The 26,988-nt window shown below is 42.7% G+C and carries 20 protein-coding genes; 2 read left to right on the forward strand and 18 right to left on the reverse strand.

Annotation, left to right across the window (positions count from 1 at the left end):
• Window positions 1-14: 14 nt before the first annotated feature.
• The 3 genes from ARA78_RS04650 to ARA78_RS04660 all read right to left on the reverse strand — a co-directional run bounded on the left by ARA78_RS04650 (window position 15) and on the right by ARA78_RS04660 (window position 5,178).
• Window positions 15-1,916, reverse strand: coding sequence for a fibronectin type III domain-containing protein (locus ARA78_RS04650; RefSeq protein WP_055280092.1), 1,902 nt, complete (start codon window positions 1,914-1,916; stop codon window positions 15-17).
• Window positions 1,917-2,141: 225 nt separating this feature from the next.
• A complete protein-coding gene (locus tag ARA78_RS04655; RefSeq protein ID WP_055280093.1) occupies window positions 2,142-3,632 on the reverse strand; it encodes a helix-turn-helix domain-containing protein in 1,491 nt (496 codons plus the stop codon).
• 166 nt (window positions 3,633-3,798) lie between these two features.
• Window positions 3,799-5,178 carry an MATE family efflux transporter gene (locus ARA78_RS04660; RefSeq protein WP_242849660.1) on the reverse strand — a complete coding sequence of 460 codons (1,380 nt, stop codon included), beginning with the start codon at window positions 5,176-5,178 and terminating at the stop codon, window positions 3,799-3,801.
• A 492-nt stretch (window positions 5,179-5,670) separates the two neighbouring features.
• On the opposite strand from ARA78_RS04660, the gene ARA78_RS04665 reads away from it, so the two are divergent.
• Entirely contained in the window at window positions 5,671-6,525 is an 855-nt protein-coding gene (locus ARA78_RS04665) for an ROK family protein (protein ID WP_055224287.1), read from the forward strand.
• 62 nt (window positions 6,526-6,587) lie between these two features.
• Here ARA78_RS04665 and ARA78_RS04670 read toward each other — a convergent pair whose 3' ends face one another.
• From ARA78_RS04670 to ARA78_RS04685, 4 genes are all read right to left on the reverse strand, one after another.
• Window positions 6,588-7,568: a glycosyltransferase family 2 protein gene (locus ARA78_RS04670; protein ID WP_055224290.1), complete on the reverse strand. Its 981-nt coding sequence runs from the start codon at window positions 7,566-7,568 to the stop codon at window positions 6,588-6,590.
• A 10-nt stretch (window positions 7,569-7,578) separates the two neighbouring features.
• On the reverse strand, window positions 7,579-8,727 hold the full coding sequence (locus ARA78_RS04675) for a glycosyltransferase family 2 protein (protein WP_055280094.1): 1,149 nt from the start codon (window positions 8,725-8,727) through the stop codon (window positions 7,579-7,581).
• A 117-nt stretch (window positions 8,728-8,844) separates the two neighbouring features.
• Window positions 8,845-9,681, reverse strand: a complete 837-nt coding sequence (locus ARA78_RS04680) for an undecaprenyl-diphosphate phosphatase (RefSeq protein WP_015533460.1) — start codon at window positions 9,679-9,681, stop codon at window positions 8,845-8,847.
• A 157-nt stretch (window positions 9,682-9,838) separates the two neighbouring features.
• Window positions 9,839-10,351, reverse strand: a complete 513-nt coding sequence (locus ARA78_RS04685; RefSeq protein ID WP_207641793.1) for a DNA-deoxyinosine glycosylase — start codon at window positions 10,349-10,351, stop codon at window positions 9,839-9,841.
• A 239-nt stretch (window positions 10,352-10,590) separates the two neighbouring features.
• Between ARA78_RS04685 and ARA78_RS04690 the strand changes: the two genes are divergently transcribed.
• Window positions 10,591-11,913, forward strand: a complete 1,323-nt coding sequence (locus tag ARA78_RS04690; protein ID WP_055280096.1) for a sodium-dependent transporter — start codon at window positions 10,591-10,593, stop codon at window positions 11,911-11,913.
• A gap of 128 nt (window positions 11,914-12,041) precedes the next feature.
• On the opposite strand, the gene ARA78_RS04695 is transcribed toward ARA78_RS04690, so the two are convergent.
• The 11 genes from ARA78_RS04695 to ARA78_RS04745 all read right to left on the reverse strand — a co-directional run bounded on the left by ARA78_RS04695 (window position 12,042) and on the right by ARA78_RS04745 (window position 26,978).
• Window positions 12,042-14,060 carry an ATP-binding protein gene (locus ARA78_RS04695; RefSeq protein ID WP_055280097.1) on the reverse strand — a complete coding sequence of 673 codons (2,019 nt, stop codon included), beginning with the start codon at window positions 14,058-14,060 and terminating at the stop codon, window positions 12,042-12,044.
• A gap of 92 nt (window positions 14,061-14,152) precedes the next feature.
• Window positions 14,153-14,449: a hypothetical protein gene (locus tag ARA78_RS04700; RefSeq protein ID WP_172674888.1), complete on the reverse strand. Its 297-nt coding sequence runs from the start codon at window positions 14,447-14,449 to the stop codon at window positions 14,153-14,155.
• A complete protein-coding gene (locus ARA78_RS04705) occupies window positions 14,446-15,471 on the reverse strand; it encodes a lysylphosphatidylglycerol synthase transmembrane domain-containing protein (protein WP_055224298.1) in 1,026 nt (341 codons plus the stop codon). Before ARA78_RS04705 ends, ARA78_RS04700 begins: the two co-directional genes overlap by 4 nt.
• A 161-nt stretch (window positions 15,472-15,632) precedes the next feature.
• A complete protein-coding gene (locus ARA78_RS14450) occupies window positions 15,633-16,262 on the reverse strand; it encodes an RNA polymerase sigma factor (protein WP_055273801.1) in 630 nt (209 codons plus the stop codon).
• A gap of 217 nt (window positions 16,263-16,479) precedes the next feature.
• Window positions 16,480-17,268 carry a TPM domain-containing protein gene (locus tag ARA78_RS04715; protein ID WP_055273804.1) on the reverse strand — a complete coding sequence of 263 codons (789 nt, stop codon included), beginning with the start codon at window positions 17,266-17,268 and terminating at the stop codon, window positions 16,480-16,482.
• Window positions 17,261-18,937, reverse strand: a complete 1,677-nt coding sequence (locus tag ARA78_RS04720; protein WP_022216298.1) for a ygiT-type zinc finger domain protein — start codon at window positions 18,935-18,937, stop codon at window positions 17,261-17,263. The genes ARA78_RS04715 and ARA78_RS04720 overlap by 8 nt, the downstream gene beginning before the upstream one ends.
• Window positions 18,938-19,000: 63 nt before the next feature.
• Window positions 19,001-19,768 carry a zinc ribbon domain-containing protein gene (locus tag ARA78_RS04725; protein WP_055273806.1) on the reverse strand — a complete coding sequence of 256 codons (768 nt, stop codon included), beginning with the start codon at window positions 19,766-19,768 and terminating at the stop codon, window positions 19,001-19,003.
• 73 nt (window positions 19,769-19,841) lie between these two features.
• Window positions 19,842-23,330: an AAA domain-containing protein gene (locus ARA78_RS04730; RefSeq protein WP_055273808.1), complete on the reverse strand. Its 3,489-nt coding sequence runs from the start codon at window positions 23,328-23,330 to the stop codon at window positions 19,842-19,844.
• A 141-nt stretch (window positions 23,331-23,471) separates the two neighbouring features.
• The gene (locus ARA78_RS04735) at window positions 23,472-25,283 is read right to left on the reverse strand and encodes a GmrSD restriction endonuclease domain-containing protein (RefSeq protein ID WP_055273810.1); all 1,812 of its coding nucleotides are present in this window, start codon (window positions 25,281-25,283) and stop codon (window positions 23,472-23,474) included.
• A 630-nt stretch (window positions 25,284-25,913) separates the two neighbouring features.
• Complete coding sequence (locus ARA78_RS04740) at window positions 25,914-26,408, reverse strand: hypothetical protein (RefSeq protein ID WP_055280098.1); 495 nt, start codon at window positions 26,406-26,408, stop codon at window positions 25,914-25,916.
• A gap of 405 nt (window positions 26,409-26,813) precedes the next feature.
• Window positions 26,814-26,978 (reverse strand): hypothetical protein, encoded by a 165-nt coding sequence (locus ARA78_RS04745; RefSeq protein ID WP_156329385.1) that lies wholly within the window; start codon window positions 26,976-26,978, stop codon window positions 26,814-26,816.
• Between the last annotated feature and the right edge of the window lie 10 nt (window positions 26,979-26,988).

Consider the following 26,988-nt stretch of genomic DNA (forward strand, 5'->3'; position numbering starts at 1 on the left):
AGGATGTTATTAAGCTATTTTACTTTAACTGATTTCGCCTTGCTCCACGCAGAGTAAAATGTCACTGACTTTCCATTTATCTTTACTGTCTTGTAGGTTCTCACACGTACATAATATGTCTTTCTACTCGCAAGCTTCTTGACACTTGTTCTGATCGTCTTGTTCTTGCTTACAGTCTTTACCTTTGTGCCACTTCTGAAATTCTTATTTGCACAATACTGTAACTGGTAACCCGTTGTCTGTGTCATCTGCTTGTTCCATCTGACTGTCATGTTGCCCTTGCCGGACGCAGTCGCAGCAATGGTGGTTCCCTTCGGATTGATGGTGAAATACATTGTCTTCGAATCCTTATATTTATTTCCGCACAATGTGACCTTGACCGAATATTTTCCTACATTTTTTCTCCCCGCACTGTAGGTGGCCTTGTAATCCTTATTCTTTGTCAGAATATTCCCAGCGGCATCTTTTACTGTAACCGCCGGTGTTCTTACCTTTCCATTATATACATACGAAGCCGCATTAAGCTTAATTGTAGACACCTTGGATATTCTGGATGTCGAAAGCTTTTTGCCGCATGACTTACACGTTGTGGTGATGACGCCAGCCTTCGACATTGTTGCTTTTGTTGTCACAGTGTTCACCTTTGTGGCGTGCTTACATACGGTCGTCTTTGCTGTGAGGACGCCAGACGCGGCATTACTATACACCACGTAAGTGTTCTGTATATATTCAAGCTCACCGGATACCTTGTAACCCTGTGACAACATATACTCATTGCTGTAATACTGGTCTCTTGTAAATGAAACATTGTCTTCTGACTTCTCCACCATACAATATGATGACACATTTCCATACTTGTCTGTCACATCGCCAAGTACACCTGCTATGTCATATTTGAAATATGCATAATCTTTGTAGTTATTATCTATTGAATTATATAAAAATACACACTTATCGCCCGTCTTCTCCTCAATGTACACATATGCAGGTGAAGAGGATCTGAAAGAATATCCGGCAACAGATTCTTGTGTATCGGTGTATCCACACTCCTCAGCGTTGAATGTACCCTCTGTAGTCTTCAGCTCATGCATATAATACTTTCCATCGTTTCCTGGTATAGGCATGAGCTCATACTCTGTATATATACGCACATTCTCTGCCTTTATCGTTCCATCTGGATTATACTCGGTACGCACCCCCTCCGTCACAGTATACAATTTCTTATCATCAGCTTTTTTGTACACCTGACAAATGTCACCTTCACCGCTCAGATCAATCTCTATGCTCTGTATCTGCTCATAGTTCATTCTGGTTGCCTGTGTCTTCTGAAGACCGGTCAAACCATTTACAGCAAAACAATCTGCAACCGTTGTGTTCATGGCCAGAACAAGGTTGCCGTCCGTCTTTCCCGCAAATGCGTGTACCTCAGCATTTCCGCTTATCTTGAAGTATGATCTTGTTCCCTCCGGCTGTAAAACTATTGCGTCAGTTGACTTCTGCTTCTCGTTGACATACAATTTACCGTCACCAACGATTTCCACAGAACCGCCATATCCATCTCCCCATGCATACAATGCACTTACATGACTCGTTCCCACGAGCTTGATCTTAAAATCATCGCCCATCATATTGGTAACGACCCTGTAATCCGGCAAATTACAATTGGTGAGTGTCAAAGTGTTCGTACTCTTGTCATACACCGCACCTTTGGCACTGGTAGTTGTTCCTGCCTGCGGAGTCCTGAAGCTGTACACATATATCGCTTCGTTATTATCCGGATTGTAGAACTCAACATATGCAAAGCTCCACTCCTCATCCTCACACGGGCCATTGTTTGCGGCCATCGCCGCGACACCGCCTACCGTCAGAATAAAAATAAACGACAGCAGAAATGTCAATCTCCTGAAATGCTTCATAGTCATTCCCCCTTCTATGATATTCTTCGTCTACAGGTAAGTAACTCACCTGTTGTTTTATGTCATAGATTATAGTCATCTGCTGTCGTTTTCATAACGTTACATATGTCTCAATATGTGCTATATATTCAATTTTACATTCATTCATCACTTTTATCTAATCCATATGTGTATTTTCAATCTGGCACACTTATACTTCCATAGCAATCAACTCTCACGCAATCATCATTCCTCATGCCATCCATAATAATACTGAATAAGGCCTACTCTGGTCTTCGTTCCAGTCTTCTCATTCATGGAAGATATATGCCTATATAGGGATGCCCTTGATATGTACAGCTCATCCGCTATATCCTGTACACTGCCATCAGATACAAGCAGCTTCTGCAACACCTCCCGCTCACGTCCAGTGAGGTGATGAGCATCTGCAAAGCATTCAAAATCAACCTCAACTCTTGCGTTAGAATTCTCCGCCGATTTCGTCACTTTTTCTTCATCATATCGTCTATATTGTTCCTTCTGTAGATTTTCAAGCACAAATACCGCAATGCTTATAAGTACGAGCAACAATATGACCACTACACTCATAACCATGATTCCGGGGGAATCTATCAGCATATATGATATTATTCCCACAATACCCGCACCAATGTTGTTGACTGCCCTTCCGGCACCAGACCAAAGCGCTGACCAATGCATTCCATAGGATACATTTATGAATCCTGTCGTGAAATACACTACGAAGAATCCGGCTGCAAGATAGAATACAATCAGACCTATGATAAATGCCCCTCCAAACTCTATGATAAGCATGGCTATAACGGACAACACTGTAACGCAGTACATCATCTGATTCATAAAGCGCTGATCTTTTATATCAAACAAGAAGCCTGCTGCAACTCCGCTTAATGCGAGAAACAACCTTGGCCATTGCCCCACATCTGCCCCGCCCTCAGCGTGGACAACGGTCACAACATTATCCAGTGCGGAAAATATAAACGTCATAAGAAGAACAACCATCACAAGCGCCACAGCCACCGATCCGCTATCAGGAGTTGTTTCGTCACATTTTTCTTTGCAATCCGTTTTGTTCCGCTCATCTACCATGTATGTGTCCACTTCCGCTTCTGCGTATTCATCTCTGGCCAGAAAAAGTATCACTGCAAGTGCCACTATGGCCAGCGAGAACATAACCATACGCAGGATCACACTGTCTATAAGATTATAATTGATATACTGCAGAAGCAGTCCAAGTGCATATGAAATTCCCACAATTACCGTAAGATGCTTTCTATCCGTATAATCGCGGCTCACATCGTGATACACGCGTCCTCCCATAACACCACACACAATAAAGAATATAATTCCATATAACAGTATCAATTTGCCGGAACACAGTATTATCGCTGCGAGCGCGGCAACCTCCACTATATTCAAAGTAATAATTATTATCTGTTTGATTTTGCTGCCGACATATCTCTCAATCAGTGCATATATGAATAGTCCCACCGCACTGGTCAGCAGTATCACGCTCTGATACAACAGAACACTTCTGGCATCCACAAACTCCGCAGCCCCGCTGTCGAAGAAGAATTCCATACCCAGAAATACAAAGCTGAACAGAGCCAGCGAGATCACACTTCTGATATGCGCCGGTTCAAAGCCTTTTTCATTATTATTTATTTTTTCAACATCCACTGATTTTTCCCCTGACATATATGGTCATCTCCTGTTTATTCTGTATTAAAGATAATATAGCGCTGAGTTTTTGTCAAAATATAAAGTATGCTAATTCATAACACCTATATCCCTTGGAATATCAATGTGATTGAATCGAAGAAGGACGCCCCCCCAAAGGCGTCCTTGCTATATTAATTATTATCTATGCATTTTCCGTACCGTCATCTTCTCTCTGACACTTTCTTATATACACAGAAAATCTCACAGATGCGGTGAGTGCTATCACAATCCATGTAAATATATTCGTATACCACACTCCCCAGAATCCCATCTTTAACACATACATCAGTATCAGCGCAAATACTATCCTTCCTCCCACCTCAAGAGCACCATTCAGCATGGAGAACACCACATCCCCCATTCCATTTAATGCGCCTCTCATGGTATATATCGTTCCAAGTGCAATATACATACTTCCGGATATCACAAGTCCCTTTGCGCCAAGCCTTATGACATTCTCCTCCGTCACGAAAAATCCCACAACATTTTCCCTGAAAACTGCTACCAGACAGAACAATGCTGCGCCAAGAGCCAGCGTGATGAGCTCTGTCTGCCATACCGCTCTGCGCACCCTTTCGTACTTGCGTGCGCCACAGTTCTGTCCTGCAAATGTAGACAATGCAAGTCCCAGAGAACTAAACGGCTGGAATATGATTCCCTCAACCTTTCCTGTTGCAGTATATGCAGCCATGACCTCCGGACCATATCCATTTATAAGGGTCTGCAGTATTGAGCAGGATATTGATATCATGGAAGTCTGAACCGCCATTGGTATACCGATACTGAAATCTTCCTTCATTATATCTCTGTCAAACTTGAAATGGCCTCTCTTCAGTCTGAAATAGGGATTAGTTTTCACCGCATAACATATAGAGCCAACGCTAGACAGGATCTGACTGAGAACCGTTGCATATGCGGCACCGGCAACGCCCATATCCATGTATATGACAAACACTATATCAAGCACAACATTTATGGCAGAAGCAATCATGAGAAATATAAGTGGGGTCTTTGAATCCCCAAGTGCCCTTAGCACAGCAGAAATTCCGTTATAAATAGCCACCGCTATCGTAAATCCACAGGTGATCCTCATGTATGTATATGCGTAGTCAAATGTCTCTGCAGGGGTCTTCATGAGCCTTATAATAGGCCCCGCAAAACAATATCCCAGTATACTCATGAGTGCACCAACCGCCAATATAACAAACAATGCATTTGCTATGGCTTTTTTTACCTGCTCTTCTTTCTTCGCTCCAAAATGTCTTGATATGACAACACCTATTCCAGATGCCATTCCATTGCACAAAGAAAAAAACAGGAAACTGATCATTCCAACTGATCCCACACCGCCAAGCGCATTTGCCCCTAGATGACGACCAACCACTATCGAATCAACCAGGCTGTATACCTGCTGAAATAGATTGCCTATAAGTAGCGGAACTGAGAACTTCATGATCAGTTTCATACTGCTTCCCTCTGTCATATCCATAACATATTCTTTTTTGTTCAATACCTTTTCCACTATGTTTGCTCCTTGTATATATTTAGATTATCCATGATATACAAACTCATGAATCACCTTGCAGATTTTCATAGCAGCACCATCCGTATTGTAATCCCTGTGTATTAACCCATATGCCTCATCATAACATAAGTTATGCTAAGGTCAAGAAGCTAAATGGCTAATCTTCTATATACTCAACATAATCTCTTTCATCAGCGAAAAGCTGGTACTCTCCGTCCACATATCCCATATACCCTTCCGAAACAAAATATCCTTTTATCATGATCACGCCTCCTGTACACTTTATCTTCCAAGCTTCAAGCCTCTATCAAGCTCCTTAATATGGCTCTATCTTATCTTGTCAAGTGTCCAAAAAAGCGTACACCAATTCTCTTTTATATTCCACAAGTACCGACGCAAATCCGGGCTTGAAGATAAGTGACACGGCATATATAATGTATATAATTTTGAAAAATTTCTGCCATATAAACATGGCACCAAGGAGGAAATATGTACTACGGCGCACTTGAAGCCGGTGGCACCAAGATGGTTTGTGCCATAGGCGATGCAGACAAGAATATAATAGACAGAATATCCATACCGACGGGCACACCTGACCAGTCCCTGCCTGCCATGATAGATTACTTTAAGAAATATGACATATCCGCTCTCGGAATCGGTACATTTGGCCCGGCCGACATCAATCCTAATTCCCCTACCTACGGCTCCATCATGAGGAGTCCCAAGAAAGATTGGGAGGGATTCAGCCTTTACAAAGCATTTACGGATGCGCTTGGCTGCCTGGTTGTGGTGGACACAGACGTAAACGCAGCAGCCTGGGGTGAATACCTGTATGGAGCACTGAAAGGACTCAACTCGGGAATGTACCTCACTGTTGGAACCGGCATCGGCGGCGGTATAATATCCGATGGCAGACTCATTCACGGCATGGAACACCCGGAGACAGGCCACATCCTCATCCCTAGACGAACCGGCGATGATATACCATGTACCTGCCGATTCCACCAGAGCTGTGTAGAGGGTCTTGCATCCGGCCCTATGCTTGAGCGCAGAACCGGAATGAAAGGCAAAGACATCCCAGCCGACTCACCGGTATGGGATCTTGAAGCATTTTATATAGCTGAGGCACTGGTCAACTACACCATGTGCTACTCAGTTGAGAGGATCGTCCTTGGCGGCGGAGTCATGGACAACAAATTCCTGTTCCCTATGATCCGCAATTACTACACTGAACTGCTGTCGGGTTACATTGACATGCCACAGGTCAAGGACACCGACACATACATTGTTCCCGCAGGGCTCGAGGGAAATCAGGGCATCATAGGTGCTATGAACCTGTTCTGATACACACATTTGTCCACAAAAAAACAGTTTCACCGATCGACTGGTGAAACTGTTTTTCTTTTCTATGCTGTTGCCTTCTCATACTCCTCAAAGGTCTTATCCATGATAACCTTGTACTTGCCATACTCGGTCTTGTTGTAGAAGCACTCCTCTGAAAGACTCTTGATACCAAACTCCTCGAACCACTCTTCCTTAAGTTTGTTGAACAGAACCTTCTTCTTTGGTCCTGTGATGGTCTCCAGATGCCACAGACTGAAATGCAGTGCATAGTTGATGTAATCCTGCTCATACTCCCAGAAATTGCCGTGGGCTTCAAGCGCCGCCTTGAGTGCCACAAGAGCCTCGTGGAAGCACTGCCATGACTTCTCTCTGGTGTTGGACAATGACTTTGGATTGTTTCTTCTCTGGTGTGCAAGCACCTCGTCCACTATCTCTATATTTGTTGCAAATGCTATCGCTGAAAATACGAACAGCATATCATTCGAAGTTCTGAGCTGCTGGAATCGGAAATGGTTCTCCTCAACATATTCCCTGCTGAAGAGCTTATCCCAAGCCCATCCCACAAATACCTTGAATATATTGCCCGTGAAATTACGAAAATACATTGGTCTGTACGGTGGAAGCTCCTTCTCGTGAAGTGTCCATCTGACCTGAACAAATTCCTGAAGATCCTCTCTGTACTGATCTGATCTGAACACAACTACCTGAGCTCTGGTCTCGTGAGCCTTGCTCCATGCCTTTTCCAGCATGTCCGGCTCAAAGAAATCATCGGAATCCAGAAATGAAAGATACTCTCCGGTCGCGATCTCAAGACCTTTGTTTCTCGCTGCCCCGGCTCCGGCATTTGCCTGCTGTATAACCTTTACACGCTGATCCTTCGCCTCATATTCCTTCAATATCGCCAGAGAATCATCTGTGGAGCCATCATCCACGCAAATGATCTCTATATCCTTAAGTGTCTGACCCACTATACTGTCCATGCACTGGCGCAGATAATCAGACACATTGTAAACAGGAAGAATAACTGATACCTTTGTACCCATAGCTTTACCTCTATTTGTTTCGACTAAATAAACTCTTGATCTTTCTAGGTATGAACATAATGACCGCACCGATCCTGAATGTAGGTGTCTTCTTCACTCTGTCCAGATCTGCACGGGTCTGATGAACCAGACCACGGAGTCTCCTGACTTCTCTCTCAAGCTTGCGCTCACGATCTGTACATGCGATTCTTGTATAATAGTAATCGTCAGGGGACTTGATGATAAACTGGATGTTCGCCCACTCAAGCTTTGTAAATATAGTCTGATCAATCTCCTGCATCTCCATTGCTCTCTTGAACTCGGAGCTGTATCTTCTTATATAATCCTTCTTGAATTCAGGTCCGATTCTCCTGATCGTCTCGTTGTAATTGTGGTATTTCTTGAGCCAGTATACGCCTCTGAAACGCTCCCAGATCTCAGGATCCTTTACAAGTATATCTCTGATGTGATCATACTCAACATTGACACAGTATACCTTCTCTCTGCTGTGAACAGATGAATTCGGGTTATCTCTGCGGTTCATATAATATGGCTTGTTCACTATCATAGCTCTCTTGGCATATATAAATGTCTGGAACCAGAAACCATTGTCCTGGAATGATGCTCCCGGAGTCTCGTTGTGTCTGATATGATACTCCTCTATGAAGCTTCTCTTGTAAATTCCACTCCATGTGTTCATAATGAAACGGATCGCACTTGGTGTCTCGCTTGGATTGAACACAACATTATAATCCTCTGCATTCGGTGACAAGTGGTTGTACACCAAAGTCATGTTGCCATTGTCATCGTTGCGCTTAAATCTATAGAAATCTGCCTTTACAAGGTCAAGGTCGTTCTCAACCGCCTTGTTGTACAGTTCCTCATACATATTAAGTGGCACAAAATCATCAGGCTCAACTATACCAATATACTCACCTGTAGCCTTATCAAGACCGATATTCATGCCTATTCCATAACCGCCATTTTCCTTGTCAACAATAATGATACGGTCGTCTTTCTCCGCATATCCCTTTAATATTTCAAGTGAACTGTCTGTAGATCCGTCATTGATACATATGATCTCGATATCCTTCAATGTCTGATTTACAACACTATCCATACACTCCACCAGATACATCTCTACGTTATATGTTGGAATGATGATTGAAACCTTTGCCATCTTTCTTCTCCCATAAAATTTTATCACAATGTTAGTATGTGCTATAATGCACAATTCATGGGCATTATAGCACATACTATATATATTATGCAATTTTTGATTTTATTTATTTATAAGCTATGCAAATAAGGCAAAATATGCAAGAACTATAACTCCGAGCACGATCCTGTACCAGCCAAATATCTTGAAGTCATGCTTCTTTATGTAGCTCATCAAGAACTTGATGACAACAATGGATACAAGGTATGCAACGACACAACCTATAATAAGTATAGCGAACTCAGCACTTGTAAATGACAGTCCGAATTTGATCATCTTCAGAGCACTGAGTCCGAACATAACCGGAACCGCAAGGAAGAATGTGAACTCCGCTGCTGCCACTCTTGATACACCGATGAGCAGAGCACCTATGATGGTGGCACCTGAACGGGATGTACCCGGTATGATGGAGAGCACCTGAAACATACCTATAAGAAATGCTGTCTTGTATGTTATGTCGTTCAGCGTCTCAACCTTCGGTGTTCTGGTCTTGTTCCAGTTCTCAATCACAATAAATGCTATTCCATAGAAAATAAGGGCAATCGCTATGACAACCGCTGTGTGCAAATGCGCCTCTATGTAATTATCAAACAGTATCGTAACTATCGCTCCAGGTATACATGCAACAACTGTCTTGAACCACATACTCCAGGTATCTTTCTTCATGACAGGCTGTGTCTTGTCTTTGAGCTGGAAAGGCCACATCTTATTCCAGAATATGGTCACGACAGCAAGTATCGCTCCAAGCTGTATCACCACGAAAAACATTTCCTTGAAATCAGTGCTCGCATTCAGTGAGATAAATTCATCCACAAGAAGCATATGTCCTGTGCTACTGATCGGGAGCCACTCTGTGACTCCTTCCACGATACCAAGGAATACTACCTTAAGTATCTCGATAAAACTTAATGCCATCTCTTCTCTCTCCTTTTAACTTCATTATGAGTATTCTATATTCACAGCGGATATCTGACTCCATCCGGCTGCGGTCTCTATGATAACATATTCTCACTCGTTGTACATCATTCTACAGAAAGCTTTTGAAAATGTTATGTATGAGTTTATCTTCTGTCTATAATTTGCATATATCCGGTATCTCAGCACCCCAGATGTCAACCAGCTTATCCACCGAAAACGCAGCATTTGCCGGGCTTGTGGACGGAAGTACAACAGGTTCTATGCCAAGTATCTTCTGCTGATATTTTGCATAAAACTTTCCTGAGGTCTTGCCGTTGCATATCACTTTTGTGACCTTGGAAGCTTCCACTATCTTCGACAGATCCGTGGGCGTAACATTCTTTATACTGCTGTCGCTTGAACCTATGATGTCACAACTGTAGATCGCATCCCACAGGGCTATGTGGTGTGCATGCAGCATGGCTTTCTTCTCATCTATGGTCACCGGAAGTTTCTCGCCAAGCACTCTGCTGATGACCTTCCAGAATCTGTTCTGCGGATGTCCGTAGAAGAACATCTGCTCCCTGGACTTCACCGATGGCAGGCTTCCCAGTATGAGTATCCTTGATTTCTCATCGTATAGTGGGGGAAATGGATGTACTATATGTTCATATCTGTCCTTTGTCAATCTTCTCACCTCTCAGATAATATTCAAATAACTTTTTCCATTTTTCTGGTACATTGTACGCCACCTGCCGGTTATTTTTCAATTAAATTCTTGCTTTTGCAGCTATGTTTTAAGTCATGTCCACATTATTTAATTTACTTCCAAATGATATTCATGTATATTAATTAAGTTAACGTAATTTACGGACTATGAGGGAGGTCCGCCAATGCGGTAACGAACACATTTGGGAGGAATTATACATGAAAAAGAGAGAATCTTTTAACAACAAATGGGGCTTCATCCTGGCCTGCATCGGCTCTGCCGTGGGCATGGGCAACATCTGGATGTTTCCTACAAGAGTCTCCATGTACGGAGGCGGATCCTATCTCATACCATATTTTATATTTGTGGTACTCATCGGATTCACCGGAGTTATCGGAGAGATGAGCTTCGGACGAGCTACAAGATCCGGTCCAATCGATGCATTTGGAATCGCCATGGAGAAAAAGGGCAAGCGAAAGCTCGGTGAACTGCTGGGCGGCATACCTGTGCTCGGCGCACTGGCAATGGCCATCGGATACACGGTCGTCATGGGCTGGATACTGAAATACATGATCGGAGCTTTCACCGGAAGCACACTGTCACCGGAGGATATAGACGGCTTTGCTTCAAACTTCGGCGGAATGGCATCTTCATTTGGCAACAATGCATGGCAGATCATTGCACTTGCCATCGGAATCACCATCCTTATGTTCGGCGTGGGCAACGGTATTGAGAAGGCCAACAAGGTCCTGATGCCGGCGTTCTTCGTATTGTTCATCATCCTGGCCATATATGCGGCATGCCAGCCGGGAGCCATAGAGGGATACAAATACATCTTCCGCATAGAGCCAAAGGTACTTGCAGATCCAAAGACATGGATATTTGCGCTGGGACAGGCATTCTTCTCACTCTCAGTTGCGGGAAACGGAACTCTGATATACGGCTCATATCTGCCAGACGATGAGGATATACCGGGGGCTGCCGGACGTGTTGCACTTTTCGATACGATTGCTGCCATGCTTGCCGCACTGGTAATCATACCTGCCATGGCAACTGCCGGAGCACAGCTCAACCAGGGCGGCCCGGGATTGCTGTTCATCTATCTGCCATGCCTGTTCAAGTCCATGCCTGGCGGTTATATTGTTGCCGTACTCTTCTTTGTGGCTGTGTTCATGGCGGGACTGTCATCACTAATCAACCTGTACGAAGCACCAATCGCAACGGTGCAGGAGAAGCTTGAAGTTGGCAGAAAACCTGCATGTGCCATCATCGGTGTCATAGCAGTTGTGGTATCCATCTGTATACAGGGTATCGTATCTGACTGGATGGATGTACTGTCCATCTACATCTGCCCACTTGGCGCAGGACTTGCCGGAATCATGTTCTTCTGGGTATGTGGCAAGAAATATGTTGAGACACAGGTCAACACCGGAAGGGAAAAGAAGTTCACAGAGAAGTTCGTGCCTATATGCAAATACATCTACTGTCCTGTATGTCTCCTTGTATTGATACTTGGTATCCTTCTCGGAGGCATCGGCTAGACAGACATTTCAATATAATTAATAAAAAGCAGTCTGACGGATCATCACCATGTATAACACTGGCGATGTCCGCAGACTGCTTTTTACTTACTGTATCATTATCTCTTTAATCGTGTATCTTATTGTGTTTAATGTCTGTATCCCGCAATTATATGTAATGCCTTATCCTCATCAAGTGGCTTTGCTATGTGCTCATTCATGCCCGCCGCCTTGCACTTCTTCACATCCTCTGCGAATACATTTGCAGTCATGGCAATGATCGGAATGGTTCCGGCATCCTCAAGGTCTGAGCTTCTTATCTGCCTGGTGGCCTCAAGGCCATCCATCTCCGGCATCATCACATCCATAAGTATCACATCGAAGCTTCCAGCCGGATGTGATCTGTATATCTCAACAGCCTCACGGCCATTTGCCGCAGTTGTGGCAACAGCACCAGCCGTCTCCACCATAAATGTTGCTATCTCCATGTTGAGCGAATTGTCCTCAACCAGCAGTATCTTCATTCCATCAAGTCTGACTGCCTCGTGATCCTCTGGCTTCTCTGGCTCAACGACATCTGTACAGATCTCAAATGGTATCTTCATGGTAAATGTAGAACCCACACCCGGCTTACTATCAACCTCTATGCTTCCACCCATGAGGTCGAGAAGCTCCTTGGTAATAGCCATGCCAAGACCTGTTCCCTGATACTTTGTTCCCGCATCAGTGTGCTCCCTTGAAAATGGCTCAAACAGGTGGCTGATGAACTCCTGGCTCATTCCAACTCCTGTGTCAGCTATCCTGAACACATAATTGGAATGCCTGCCGTCTACAGGTATCTCGTCCATCCACGCCTCTACCGTTCCGCCCGGCTTGTTGTACTTGATGGCATTTGTCAATATATTGAGAGAGATCCGCTGAAGATGAAGCGGACTGCCTATAACCATGTTGTGCTTTATATTGAAATGAGCACCCGTAAGCTTCACATCGTTCTCCTGTGCCATGACCAGGATCGGATCATATCCACTTCTCAAAACCTTTATTATGTCAAACGGTTCACTGGTGAGCTCCGTTCTTCCGCTCTCAAGTCTGCTCATATCAAGCACATCGTTGATGAGCAGTTCAAGCTGTTTTCCAGCATCATCTATCTTGGACAGCGCATCCATCACTCTGTCCCTGTCATCTATGCACTGTTCGGCAATTCGTGACATTCCAAGGATTCCGTTGATAGGTGTTCTTATGTCGTGTGACATGCGTGAAAGAAATTCCGTCTTCGCTGTATTTGCACGCTTGGCCTCTTCGTAAGCTTCGGCAAGCAGCTTCTGGGCACGGATCTCCTCCTTCTTCTCCTCGTCGATCTCCTGAACACCTATGAGTATACGGGTGAGTTCACTCTCCTCATCCGTCCTGACTGGAATCGCCGTTATACGGCACCAGCCATATAAAGTGTCCCGGAAATCCTTACTGACGCTCTTCTCCGTCCTGAGTTTCTCCGCCAGCCTGTCCAGATTGTAGAATCTGCGCATCTGCTCACGATCCTCTTCAACCACACAGTCATTTATCACATTTTCTATTGTCTTTCCTGCTTCGTAATCCGCATTCTGTGCCGGCTTTCTGAAGGTATCACCTTCCTTGATAACCCGCACCTTACCGGTCTGAAGATCGAATATACACACAATAAAATATATGCTGCTAACAGCCTTGATAACCGAATCCTGCTCCCGGAGTTTCTCCTTGTGAGCCTGTTCCGCATTGCGCACAGCGGTTATATCCTGATGGTAGCCTCTGACTTTTATGCCATCGGTAAAACTCCTGTCCCGAACACCGCCACATCTTATGTGCAACAGTCCTCTGGTTGGATGCATCCAGGTATATATAACCTCAGCCTTGCCGTCGCGTCTTATGGTCTCCATGTATTCAGCGGTGGCCTGCTGTGACTCCTCAGTAATGCCTGCTCTCCACTTTACATATCTATCTTCAGGCGACAGATCATCAGTCGTTCCAAGAAGAGCGTTCATCTTCTTGTTCGCATACAGCATGGATCTGCCGTCGTTCATGAGCACCATGGTCCACATACCAATACCGGCCCCGGCCAGGGTCTCTTCTATCTCACTCTGTACCTTTTTCTCCTGTTCCTCAGCGCTCTGATTAGCTTCATTTTCCGTCATTATATCAATCCTTTTTCCATATACTTTTCTATAAATATTTGTACCATATAACGACAGATTTTACCAGTTAAGAAACTCAACTATTATAAAGATTATTCATCATCTTCATCCAGTCCGAAGCCTTCCTCCAGAAAACGGTTCCACTCGGCATTGTTGCTCTCAAGCTGCTTCTTCTGCATGATACGGTTCCGGTCTGCGAGAATGGACAACATCTCATCCACAATCTCCTCAAGGGGCAGCTCCTGATAATGAGACAGGTATCCTATCATCCTTCCAGCAGTGAAGTCGGTGTTCAGATTCTTTGTTATGAGGTCACAAAATTCCTCTGGATACCCCCGGTCAAGCATCATATCATATAGTTCCATGCTCATCTCTGATCTCGGTTTCATTCAGATCTCCTTCCTATCACAAAGCTTGCCACCACTGTAAATATTGCACTGATTATCAGCTCAGTATAGTATCCCAGCCCTCTGCTGAGTATCATGCCCGGCAGAAGCAATGTGCTGCCAAATATCGGCAAGAACATCTCCATAAAGAGTTTTTCACTGATTCCCATACCACCCGGAAGGGGAAGCATATCCACCGCAACTGCTATGGCTCCCTGCATGAGAATGATAAGCCATGATGATGATCCTGAAAGTCCAAACGCCTTGTACACAAACCATGTAGCTGCAAATAGTGAGAATCTTTGCACAACTGTTATAATGAACACTACCACCAGCATCCCGAAATGTCCTACCATGTAATCCGCAGTCTGGTTGTACTTTTCCATTGATGCCGCGAGCTTTTCCTCACGGGACTTCTTGTGTCTTAAAAACTTCATCCGCTCAAGAAGTCTACTGCCATTCACCACAAATGCCTTTGCAAGCGACGGGTGAAATGCGAACAGCACCATTCCTGCCACACACACAACGTTCAGCACAAGTCCAAGATAAAATACCCACTGCACATCATCTATATATGTATGTATAAAACTCTGTCCAAATATAGCTATTCCAAGTCCCAGAAGTACCAACACCAGCTTGTACATGATCGTCACTATGAGCAGTACCTGAGTTGACACCGGAATAGGGATCTTCTTTTTCTTCATATAATATATCTGAGCCGGCTGTCCACCTGATGCAGATGGCGTGATACAGCTGAAAAAGAATCCAACCGACGAGAACAGGAAACAGGTTCCCCTGCCTACATTCACTCCAAGATTTCGCATCATATAATGAATGATAATTGATTCTCCCCATATAAATACCACAACACATACCACTCCCGGTATGAGCCACCAAGGATTCACCGTCTGAAGTATATCAGATATCTGTCCTATATCCTCGCCGTGAAACACTCCGTATATCGTTCCGGCAAATATGAGAACCAGGAACAATACGTTGAACACCATCTTTTTCTTATTTCCCATTTAGCTTACTATCCTTTTCATAACTGGGGCAATACCCCTTTAAATACAGCGTGAACGTCATGCACAATGCTAGTATATCATGGATCATTCAATTAAATGGCAAAAAAGGGCGGTTTTTACTTTAATTATTTGTAATGTGAGTTTTATGTGGCATACACATTCTATTTTTCACTGTTCAGGATCGGCAGGTTCTGGTTCTCCTCCCAGAGAGTCGCAACCTCGGTTCCATCCTTGTGGCAATACACAATCTTATTTATAACTCTTGGCTCCTCATCGCCATAGTATATATCTGAACTGCCTGTATCCTTATGTTCTGTCTGAGGGACAGCCGCGCCCTCTCTATATCCCCCAAAGCTCTGATACGCCTCACTTGACATCCACGACCTTGCATTTCCAAATATATCAAGTGATGTCAGCCCCTGCTCCCCGAGATAGAATTTGAATACGCCGCTATCCTCAACCGACTCAGATATGAGATCATACTCCGCAGCCCCCATAAGTGCAGCCTGTGACTCTGACCGGTTATTTACCGCGTCAACGTCCACCTGCTCCCGGTTCTGTTTGCCCGCATATGTAAAGTATGTATTCTTGGCTATCTGACAGAGCCAGACCTTTATATCACAGTCTCCTTTGAACCGATCCACAGCTTTTATCGCTTTAACAAATGTCTCCTGTGTTATGTCTTCGGCTATGTGGGGATTCTTAGACAGTGCCAGCACAAAACGATATACGTCTTTGTAGTACTTTTCGTATATTTCTTCTATTCCATTTTTTTCTTTTCCTGACGCCAAGTTTTTTACCTCCCTTCACATATAAGACCAGTATAATTGAAAAACGTTACAAAAGGAGCAGACGCATGTTAGGCGCTTCGCGCGGCGTCTGCGTACTTCACAAGGATTCCTCCCACTTACGTGGGTCCCTCCTTATGAAAATAAAATGCTGTGAATTTCGAAAATTCTTCACAGCATTTTTCATCGTTTATATTTTGTCAGATTTTCTTCTCTTTGACTAGAAGCTGTGGCCACCGCCACCTCCACCGATGCCTCCGCCTCCAAAGCCGCCTCCACCAATTCCGCCATGGCCGCCGGAACCGGATCTTGTACTTCTCGTTTCAGTGAGCATATCATATTTCTGATTCATGTTATATGAAACCTTTGTACCGGTAAGCAGATTTTTTGAACCAATGTCATATACCTTTGACGTCTTCTTCAGCAGAAGATAATTAAGCAATATAGAAAATATTATTGCAAGGAGTATGTTGCTGATATGCTTCATTGGACGGCTTATCTGCTCTCCTACCAGCAGCATATTTATCTGCTTGAATGCCTCATTTGCGCACTCAAAATATTTCTCTTCACTTGCATATTCATAGACATTGTCTGTTATCGTATACGCATTTGTCTTGGTGATGATCTTATACGGTTCGCCATAAGAATAGATGTATATCTGTCTATTATACAAATCAATGAGGAACATAACACCATCCAGGGTGCCCAATTCCCTTTTGTAGGATGACTCAGCATGGTACGCTGAAGAATGGAATGCAAATTCCGATATCTCGCATAATACATTACAATAACGGGCTGTCTCCTGCATAGTCTCCATCAGTTGTTCTTCCTGACTTTTAGTCAACACATTGGCATAATCCTTGATTATCACTTTATAGTGGTAACTGTACGAATCATCCTGATCATTTTCAGATGCGTGGACAGTCACTGCACCGTTGCATCCCACAACCAGAAACAGCAGCATGATCATTACAGTGATCACCACTCTGCCAATTATCGCTCTACGCACGATGATCACCTCCCTTGTACTCAAACTGCGGAAGTGGTCTTGTGGACATCCGGTTGTGGCTGATAACCAGGTCTATAAGCGTCAGAATGGTTGCAGCACCCACCAGGAGCACGCATCCATAATAATACTTATCCATAACCGGTTTTATCAACACAACCACTACAGACAGAATGGTGGCAAAGGCAATAAATAATCCCATGACGCCACTTTTTCTTTTTACTCTTCTCACGTTTGCTATGCCTTTTACTGCTCCGTAAATGGCAACCAGACACGAGATGACCGCCACAACATAACTGGCCTTTCCCATAATATCCCAGTTAAAAAGTAAAGGATTTATTCCAAACTTCAGGCAGAAAAATAATATCATGCATGCTATCAGCTGTATGACTTCAAGAAAACAAGAAAACTTTATAAATGAAGTTATCTTATTTTTTAATTTTCTTTTTGTATTTTTTTGTGGCTTTTTTGTTTGTAGCTTTTTTATTTGTAGTTTTTTCTTCCTGCCTCCACTTTTCTTTACATTGAGTGTATGCCTTGCGAAGAATCCCACATCATTTTCATGTGTCTCTACATCCGCTATCTTCTCCATCTCATCGCAATATATCATGGTCACAAGCGCACCTATCGCAGATACAAATGCGAGCAGAACGCCAGGTCTCACCGTAAGAAATAAGTTCAGCAAAAAGTATAATGGAGCCACTCCTATCAGGCATCCCAGCAGGAACTTGCCGATATCAAGCGGTATATCCGCAGCCACTTTTCCTGTGCTGCCATTTACCGCTGCATATGCAATACGCTTACCGTTCTTGTATGACAAAAGCCACACAGGAAACAACCCGGTCTTTGCTCCAGTGATCTTTATATCCATCGTTTCTGACAATGGCTCCTCCGGTTCACCGATAGCATCGTATGTACATAGATGATGCTTTATCTTACTCATCATCACATCATACGCCATATCACCTGTCACCTGCGCTATCTTATCCCTGTACACACCATAATCCACATCCGGCAGATCCGCGTAGAACCCGCTCAGATATCCCATGGAAAATGGTTTCATATCCGCCGAGTCAAATGGTGCCACCTTACTGCTGAGATCATCCGGAAACAGCGATGATGCATCCATGGTTATATTCTCATAATGATTATCCGCAAAGCATCTTACATTATATGTATGACTGACTGTATCAACCCCTGAGCTATAGCTGTCCGTCGCCCTGACAGCTGTTTTACCTTTCTGGTCAACATCACACAGCCAATACGGCATGTAGATTCCACGGAACTCCTGCACATTTCGTCTGTGTTTCAGCCTGTTCGGAGCGTATATCGCCCTCTTCATGACTGTGGCATATGATGCCTTGCACATGTCCTTCGTCACCGCAAACGGTATCACATAATCCGGTCTTCTCTCGCTTTTCAGCCGGCTGGAAAGCATAGTCGCTGCCCCGCAGTAACTGCAGAATCCCGTCGCTGATTCATCTGTACTGTATATCTCCCCACCACACTGCGGACAAATGAATACAGTAAGTTCCATAAGCTTGCGTTCCTCGCTGTCCTCATCCTTGTCGACACTCTCCGGCTCGTATTCATTTCCACATGCTTTGCAGTACATTTTCTTTCTTGCTATATCATATACCAGATTGCTGCCACATCCGGCACATTGTATCATATGTATTTCCCCCTGTAATATAAATTGTGAAAGATTATTGACGAAATAACCTAACTCATTATACTACCTCTTTTTATAAAGAACCAGCTCCGGATTTGTCCCTTCCGCCTCATATGTCGATATCAATATAAAATCCATATCCGCCAGGACCCCAAAACATCTGTCTCCACCAAACTCACATTCCAGCTGATTTCCCAGATATGTTTTCTCGTCATCAAGGAATTTGACATTCATGCCATTTGGCAAACGATACTCGAGATTCACATATTTGCCAACAAGCGCATTGAGTCTTTCAAGGTGAGGCATCCCCTCTATATGAAGCGCATTGATCTCGTCTATAAGCTGCTCTTTAAATGCCTCAAACTGGCCGCCATCACTTAGCTGCTCATAACGCTTCCAATAATCAAGCTTCGGCAGAATTTCCTTCAAATATGCTCTCGCCTGCTCCTCAGTGAAATTCTCCCCCACCATATTCTTCACACATACATCGATCAGATCATCCATGTTGCTATAGGTATAGGTGCCGTCGGCGTAACACCATTTGCAGTAGTCCTCGTTCAGTGAACCATCGCTGTCCCGCCCCATAATGGCATCGTCCTCAAGCGGCATTCCACAGCACTGACATATCAGTTTCCTCGGTTCACCAAGCAGAGTGTTTATCGATACATCAAACTCTTTTGAAAGCAGTTTCAACGTATCTGTATTCGGCACCGTCTCGCCATTCTCCCAGCGCGATACCGCCTGCCTTGTGACCATGACCTTCTCTGCCAGGTCATCCTGGGATAATCCTCGTTTGGTTCGAAGTTCTAATATAACGTCCTTTGTCTCCATTGTACTCACCTCCGTTATGGATATCATAACAGATTGCGGGGATTGGGGAAAGCAACGGGGTGTTGCTCTGTTCCTATACCGACTGCGTAAACCGGCATTTCGGGAAGCCCGAGCAACCTATGAATTTTCCAAATTTCCCCGATCTTTCAACCAACTTTTTCCCGCATTCTGGGCATATCATAGACATCTTTAAAGATGCAGACTTAGCCTCTTCGGTCTTATCGCCAAGCAGCTCAGCAACCTCTTTATCTGTTAGTATCTCTGCTGTGCATTCTCTCGCAACCCTCACCGGCCTGCAAGTCCATACCGACTTATCGCCTATCATGTAGAATCTGAATTTTGCCCTTGTCGCTGCAACATTTACAATATTATTGTTCACCCAGTTGACTGCTCCCATAGATTTGCTGTCGCATCCGAGCAGGAATATAACCTCATCCGTTCCCTGCCCCTGGAAAGTGTGCACAGTTCCAATGTTATTTGCATTAAGCCATTTTCTGACTCTTGGCTCTTTTCCGTATAACTCCGATTTCTTTATCATCTCCAGCATTCCCTCTTTCACCGATGTAAATGGTGTGATGATAAACAGCCTCGGGATATCGATAGGATCCCGTTCAAATTTTCTCGCCAGAAGTTTCAGCACAAGCTCCCCCTGTGCCTTGACAAAATGATCCTTCTTGCCCGAATTCTCAGCACCGGCTACATCTATCCAACAGCTCTTGTCCAAAATAAATGTCTTTGCCCTATCAGCCTTAGGTGCTGCCGTCTGCTGCTTCATAGTTCCATCATATGAAAGCACATTTGAGATTGTGTACATCGGGTCAATGCAGCGCCTATGGACTACCAACGGGCAGCCTACCCACTCTTTCTCCTCATCTTTTCCAAGATAAGTTCCATACGGATTTATATAGTCAGCAAATGCCTGCACAGAGATTTTCTTATCCTTGTAACCTGCCAATATCTCTGCGGTAAGCAGCTGTTTTATCATGTCAGTCTCTGCGGTAACCACAGGCTCGATCTGCTTTGGATCTCCGACTATGATCGCCTTTCTGCATCTGAACATCGCACCAACTGCCATCTGTGGCTGTGCCTGTCCCGCCTCATCGACGATAAGAGTTCCAAGCACTCCGCTTTTCTTCACATCGCCCAGAAATGTCTGCGCAGAAGCAAATGTCGTGGATATCACAGGGGTGAGCAGGAAAATGCTCTGGAGCATATATGGCATGGCTTCTTCTCTGTCAGCAAGCTTCATCCTCTCACCACAATCATCAAACACATTCCACGCAATCATCAGGTTGATGATATTATGCCGCATGCATTTTGAAGAAATGACAAATTCTTTGTGCAGCTTACATGCATACAGGAATAACTTTTCACGCTCTCTATTGTACTGGGCGGTAAACCATGGATTGGTTATCTGTGCTTTTGTTGACAGCCTGTCGTCCTCGGATACATAACGTTCCATAAATGCAGCGTCCACCGGGGTCATCTTCATCTGCCCATGCGAGTATTTTGAAATACACCGCTGGTATTCCTGAAGATTCTGCAGGCCTGATATCCTATTGTTCAAAGAAGTTATCTCTCCATTAAGTTTTGATATTGTCGCTTTCTTCTCCTGAATGAATATATCTCTTGCGGATGTATCCTTACGCCTTGCGAACAATCCCTTCGGTCTGCTTTCCTCAAGCTCGATCAGCTCTTTTTGTTCAGCAAATAACTGACGCTCAAACATCTGCCGCTTTCTTTCCACATCACTTATTTCACATGACAAATCCTCTGGTGCATTTTCCTGCAACTCCACAGGAACCGAACTTGCCAGAGCACAGATCTGTTCCAACTCATTTCGCAGGCTTTCCACCAGTTTATATTGAGATAAAAACTTTTTTCTTACCTCCAGATATTTTGCCTTATGCTGCTCTCTGACACCATTCGATTTATAGTCCTCCACAAATGGCTTCAGGACCGAATTGCAATACTTACGGATATTTGCCTTTCTGCCAAACGGAGCGGATATAAGGCCCCAGCAGTCGGCTCCGCCTAAAAGTTTATCCGCATAACGCGTAAAATAAATATCCTTCTCTTCATGGCTCTTACCATATCTGGTTATAGTCTCCACATCACCTGACTTGTTGATATCAAACAAATCATGAACCTCATCCAGACCGCAGCGGATCTCCTCTTCATCATCTCTAGACGACTCCAGACTGTCAAGTATATCCCTCGCCTTCGGAAGATCTATCGTGATATTTTCCACCGCCGCATTGTTACATGACGCGACCAGCATACTATAATTGTTGATCTCATCAACATTTATCGAATAATAATGAGGCGCATACTGGTAATAGGCATTCTCATTTGCCTCTAGCGGGCCATGAGAAAATGAATGCATCTCAAATAAAGAGTCTGGATCTTCTGCATTCTCAGCGAGGAGTCTGGCACGCTCAACAATATTGCTTGCCACGATCTCCTTGAGCAATGTAGTCTTTCCCGTTCCGGGAGGTCCGTTTACAGAAAAAACTGGAGCATCCCCGTCCTGTCTAATCGCAATATTGACTGCAACCTGCTGCATCAACGCCGGCATATATTTGGCCGGCCATTTTCCCCTTGGCGAATTTGTAACGTTAAGAATTCTGTCAAAGAACAACTTCATCTCACTTTTTCCCGCATCTGGCGAGATGATCGTTCTCGGTAAATCGTCTGGGCCTTTCGACTTTTCGTACCCTGCCAGAATGTACTCGATCACTTTCTTCTCATATTCATTCCCATCGCCAAAGCTCCCGTTCTGAACCAGCTCTGACACCTGGATAATGTCATTCAGAAAGAAGCTTTTACCCAGATCCGCATAGTCAAATGCGTCCTCGTCCGCATCTCTGGCCTGTTCGCTCGCATACCTGTTGTATTCGGCAATTCCCATCGATTTCTGCGAATCCTCTGAGAATCTGTGTTTCACATACTCGTTAAAAATCTTTTCATATATGGTTGAAATGAACTCATCAACATTCTGGTTCTGCAGTTCCCCATCGATCTCTCCAACAAGTTCTTTATATTCGTTAGTATCGAGAGCAAAGTCATGACTCTTATGTGCTCTTGACTCATCCCACCTGGCAACTGCCCACAGTATCGATGACAGCTGGAAACTATTCTTAAGATACACGCCTTTCGTATCTGTCTTGAATGAGCACCATGCGATCGCACTCTTTTTCGGATAAGCTATCTCAGGATTATCGGATTTATCCTCTATAAACTTCTCAAGATAATCAACTACTGTATTCCGCTCTACCTTCCCCAGACAAAAATAGATCTCATCACCAACCGAAGGAAACTTCGCATAGTCGTCCCTGTCATTTTCCAGGATCATTTCCAGATCAATATCAGAAGCCGACAAAACTGGCAAATCAAAGAAGACCTCGATCTTCTCTGCCTTAACCTCTTTGCCATTCTTAATATTCTTAATTAGCTTTTTGTTCTCTGTACTTTCCTGTGGAATGTCGATCTGACCTAGAAATTCTGTGATTTTCCAGTAGTTTAAGATTTCCAGGACTGTGTTCTTTCGTTTGTCTTCCATTCGGTGTGCTCCTTGTGGTGTAACTAGTGCAATAACTATTTATAATTATATCTTTTATTTTTCCTTAACATTCTTAGCCGTTGAAGTTGAACTATTCACCTTTGCTACCACACTATTTATATGTTTTATTCTATCCATATCTTATAAACTCTTATAATACCGTTCAACAAGTTTCGCCATAAGAAAGCGTCTCTCTTCTAAAAATCTATCATAGTCTTCTATTGTCATTTCAATAACATCATAAGGAATTGCATTTTCTTCAAGGTTTTTCATCATTGTTCCCCTATCAGATATATTTCCAAATGCAATGTTGCCGTTCTCACACTGTTCGAGAACTTTACCGAAATAAATATTGGGAGCATCGTCTCTTACCGCCTTATTAACCTGCGTATCAAGATATGTATAATTTGCTACCTGATTATACCTTCCTTTTGCCTCAACTCCATTTCTTTTTAGATAAGCCTTAGGGAAAATATGGTGTACATCTCCCGAAATATTTATTAGGTCAGATATCATTGTCCCACGCATAAATAACGAATTACAATTCATGTTAACTTGCGCAGCAAGAAACGTATTAAAGGCCGGGCTATTTGTAGAAGTAGTCTCCAAACTTTGTGGCAATGTGATTGTCCAAAATGTATCAGACAGAACTGATGACTCCACTTCATTAAAGAAATTTATAAATCCCTTTTCATTCATAAGTCTTATATCCCTGCTCATTACAGATTCTGGCGAACCCACATATCTTCCAGTCAAAGTGGACAATACAAACCACTTTTGTACATGATGTTTTATCTGATCATGTGGAATCTCTGAATCATTTAACAGCTTTAAATAAAGCAGATATGCGAAATCAAGTGTCATCTGCGATCCCAACTGCTTACGTGATTTATATCCCGCCCCTTTAATAGCCAATACAAACTGATTAAAATTATGTTCATTAATAAATTGTTTTATTCCCTCTCTGAGTCTGTTATAAGAATCTTCCACTATATCTTCTTTAAACTCACGTGTTTCAAAATCTCTTCCCGAAAGCAGACTTACAAGGTCAGCAAGCTTTGCCCTGTCAAAACTATACATAAAAGCAACACGAAGCATATCATTATAATCAGGATCATAAATATCCTCATTATCTCTCGCCAGCCATTTTATCTTCGATGCGTATTCTGTGTTGTCAAACTCATCGTCTTTTACCATCTGAGAATAAAAGTCTGGCTTCACTGCTAGATGACAAAAATAATCTACAACCTTTCTCAGAGTATTGCCTCCGTGAATTGTATCTGCTGCCATTTTTGACATAACAAAATCCGATTGGCTTAACGCAGTTCCTTTAGAATTGATTCGTATAAATATCTCTGTTACTTCATCGATATCTAACATATGATCCAGTTCAATTACGCCTATCTGCCGGTTCGTAATTCCTTTGAGATTCATTATCGCATTATTGATCTCTTTAGGTTTCACGTCTGGATTATCATTACAATACATAATAGCAAAGTCAAATGGATCAAATTCTGTCTTGAACACTTCTGCTATATCTGGAATCCATTTCTTATCTTTGAGATGTGATGCATCTTGAACTGCAAATCTTTTATCCGAATCTTTTGCAAGCGGATTAAAGGCAATCTTTATCCTATCTCTATTGAAATCCTCATCCAACACCTCAAGTCCCGAAACAGCTGCCATAAGTGCTGTGATTCTCTGCTGTCCATCTATCAACACACGTTTGCCATTTGCAACGGTTCCATCCTTAGTATGTACATCAGGATTCTTCCAAGTGATTATATATCCTGTTGGATATCCATTATAAAGGGAGTCTATCAAATCTCTTACCTGTGCCCTCTTCCACACAAATGGTCTCTGTATTTCTGGTATTACAAAGTCTCCTGCTTCTATAAAACCTAAAATTGCGCTGATGTTATATTGCATCAATGTAAATTTTTCACCCTGCATTGTTTTCCTCCCAATATATATTTTTACAGTTTTATATTTTTGCCCCTATCTTAATCAATTTTTATTTTACCATAAAATATCTAAACTATATATATGCCACACAAGAAAAGAGAGATTGTATCTTTTGATTCAATCTCTCTTTTCTCCATGACTTTAATCTCCTCGGTCTCAAGTTAGTCTCAACAAACAATTTCAAAAATGAGACTGACTTGAGACTACAACTTTATGATTCACCTACAATGCTGATTTTAACGCATTTTGCTCTATCACATACAGTCTTACTCAGCCTCAAATCTCATGAGACTTAGTTTAGACTAAATTAAAACATTCGGGTTTGCAGAAATCACTTTAAGAGTCTCGCACGCTTTAGAAAGCTTCCTCTTAGAATATTCTAACATTAACTACTTGATTTCTCCGAAATTTCTATGACATTTTCTGTGACATTTCCCATCTTCATTATAAGAGTTACTTAAGCAAAATTCATGCCTTTAATCAATTCAGGGGGGATCCTCTCCTAACTTCCACACATAGAGATTTTACTTTCATCAATACTCTATCATTATCAAATTACCGCAAGCAATCAGGGAAAAAATTAATCCTAATCTTTAATATCATTCCAATAACTGTGTTTTATTCCACAAACTCTATACCTTGTTTTTCTAACCATTCTTTTATTTTCTTTATGAGCAAATACAATAAATATGCTATAATCGGTGCTGTCAAAAAAAATTTTCCCATACTCATATATATGCTATATGTGTAAAATATCAAAAGAATCCAACAACCTGCGTACAAGCCAAAATCAGAATATGTATATATTATTTTATATTTATTCAAAACTGGTATATGCTTAAACATAGTTCCCGATATACCCACAATGATCATGATAATACCCATAAAGAAAATAAATTCTTTATATGTATCTATCCAATTCATAATCATTTGACTATATATATCAATTATTGGCGGTACTTTGATTTTCTCCTTTGTCACACTATAAATTAAATCTTTTGCTGAAAAAAAAGCTAATATGTGAAATTCTATTATCCATACAATTTGCAAAACCACAAACAAACTAATTTTCTCTATCACACTCTTAGTACAGCTTTTTAAAAAATCACTCATAACATCCTCCGTAATTTCTTTATATTTCTACTATACATCATTCACATTGTCACTCAAACCCTTTTCATGGTTCAATAATTCTGATATACATCAATATTCCTCATAGTATTCCGTATCATTGCCATACAATGAAATACTGATTCACCAGGATGAACCTGTTGAATCATATATAAACGATCTGCTTCCGTGGTCAGATACGCTTCCCGATTTATGCAAGAGCATAAAATAAATTTAAATCCATCCCCTTGAGGGGGGTTTTATTTAGATACCCACGAGTAGTTTACCATTTACTACTAAAGTTCTCTACATATCAGTTTCTTTTGCAATAAAATAAGATCTTCTATGATCCATACTTAATCATAGGAGGCACTTAAAGCCTACACTATAGACTGAATTAAATTGCAGTTACATTAACAATTGTTTCGGATAACTCGAAATAATAAAATATTTTTTCGTCGCTTTCTCATAACTATCTGGCAGCGAAATTTCATCATCTGTTTCCAAAAATGCCGGATGTCCTGCAACAAAACCACCAACATCCTTAATGGAATCCTGCTGTGGCTTTGACATTTTTCTGTAT

Source organism: Coprococcus eutactus (genome assembly GCF_001404675.1).
In the GTDB taxonomy this organism is placed as follows: domain Bacteria; phylum Bacillota; class Clostridia; order Lachnospirales; family Lachnospiraceae; genus Coprococcus; species Coprococcus aceti.

Excerpts from the sequence above, each read along its gene's own strand:
- ARA78_RS04665 (WP_055224287.1), top strand. The coding sequence starts at position 5,671 with ATGTACTACGGCGCACTTGAAGCCGGTGGCACCAAGATGGTTTGTGCC.
- ARA78_RS04705 (WP_055224298.1), bottom strand. The coding sequence starts at position 15,471 with ATGGGAAATAAGAAAAAGATGGTGTTCAACGTATTGTTCCTGGTTCTC.
- ARA78_RS04675 (WP_055280094.1), bottom strand. The coding sequence starts at position 8,727 with ATGGCAAAGGTTTCAATCATCATTCCAACATATAACGTAGAGATGTAT.
- ARA78_RS04650 (WP_055280092.1), bottom strand. The coding sequence starts at position 1,916 with ATGAAGCATTTCAGGAGATTGACATTTCTGCTGTCGTTTATTTTTATT.
- ARA78_RS04725 (WP_055273806.1), bottom strand. The coding sequence starts at position 19,768 with ATGGAGACAAAGGACGTTATATTAGAACTTCGAACCAAACGAGGATTA.
- ARA78_RS04700 (WP_172674888.1), bottom strand. The coding sequence starts at position 14,449 with ATGAAACCGAGATCAGAGATGAGCATGGAACTATATGATATGATGCTT.
- ARA78_RS04745 (WP_156329385.1), bottom strand. The coding sequence starts at position 26,978 with ATGTCAAAGCCACAGCAGGATTCCATTAAGGATGTTGGTGGTTTTGTT.
- ARA78_RS04720 (WP_022216298.1), bottom strand. The coding sequence starts at position 18,937 with ATGATACAATGTGCCGGATGTGGCAGCAATCTGGTATATGATATAGCA.
- ARA78_RS04670 (WP_055224290.1), bottom strand. The coding sequence starts at position 7,568 with ATGGGTACAAAGGTATCAGTTATTCTTCCTGTTTACAATGTGTCTGAT.
- ARA78_RS04680 (WP_015533460.1), bottom strand. The coding sequence starts at position 9,681 with ATGGCATTAAGTTTTATCGAGATACTTAAGGTAGTATTCCTTGGTATC.
- ARA78_RS04730 (WP_055273808.1), bottom strand. The coding sequence starts at position 23,330 with ATGGAAGACAAACGAAAGAACACAGTCCTGGAAATCTTAAACTACTGG.
- ARA78_RS04695 (WP_055280097.1), bottom strand. The coding sequence starts at position 14,060 with ATGACGGAAAATGAAGCTAATCAGAGCGCTGAGGAACAGGAGAAAAAG.
- ARA78_RS04655 (WP_055280093.1), bottom strand. The coding sequence starts at position 3,632 with ATGTCAGGGGAAAAATCAGTGGATGTTGAAAAAATAAATAATAATGAA.
- ARA78_RS04735 (WP_055273810.1), bottom strand. The coding sequence starts at position 25,283 with ATGCAGGGTGAAAAATTTACATTGATGCAATATAACATCAGCGCAATT.
- ARA78_RS04690 (WP_055280096.1), top strand. The coding sequence starts at position 10,591 with ATGAAAAAGAGAGAATCTTTTAACAACAAATGGGGCTTCATCCTGGCC.
- ARA78_RS04740 (WP_055280098.1), bottom strand. The coding sequence starts at position 26,408 with ATGAGTGATTTTTTAAAAAGCTGTACTAAGAGTGTGATAGAGAAAATT.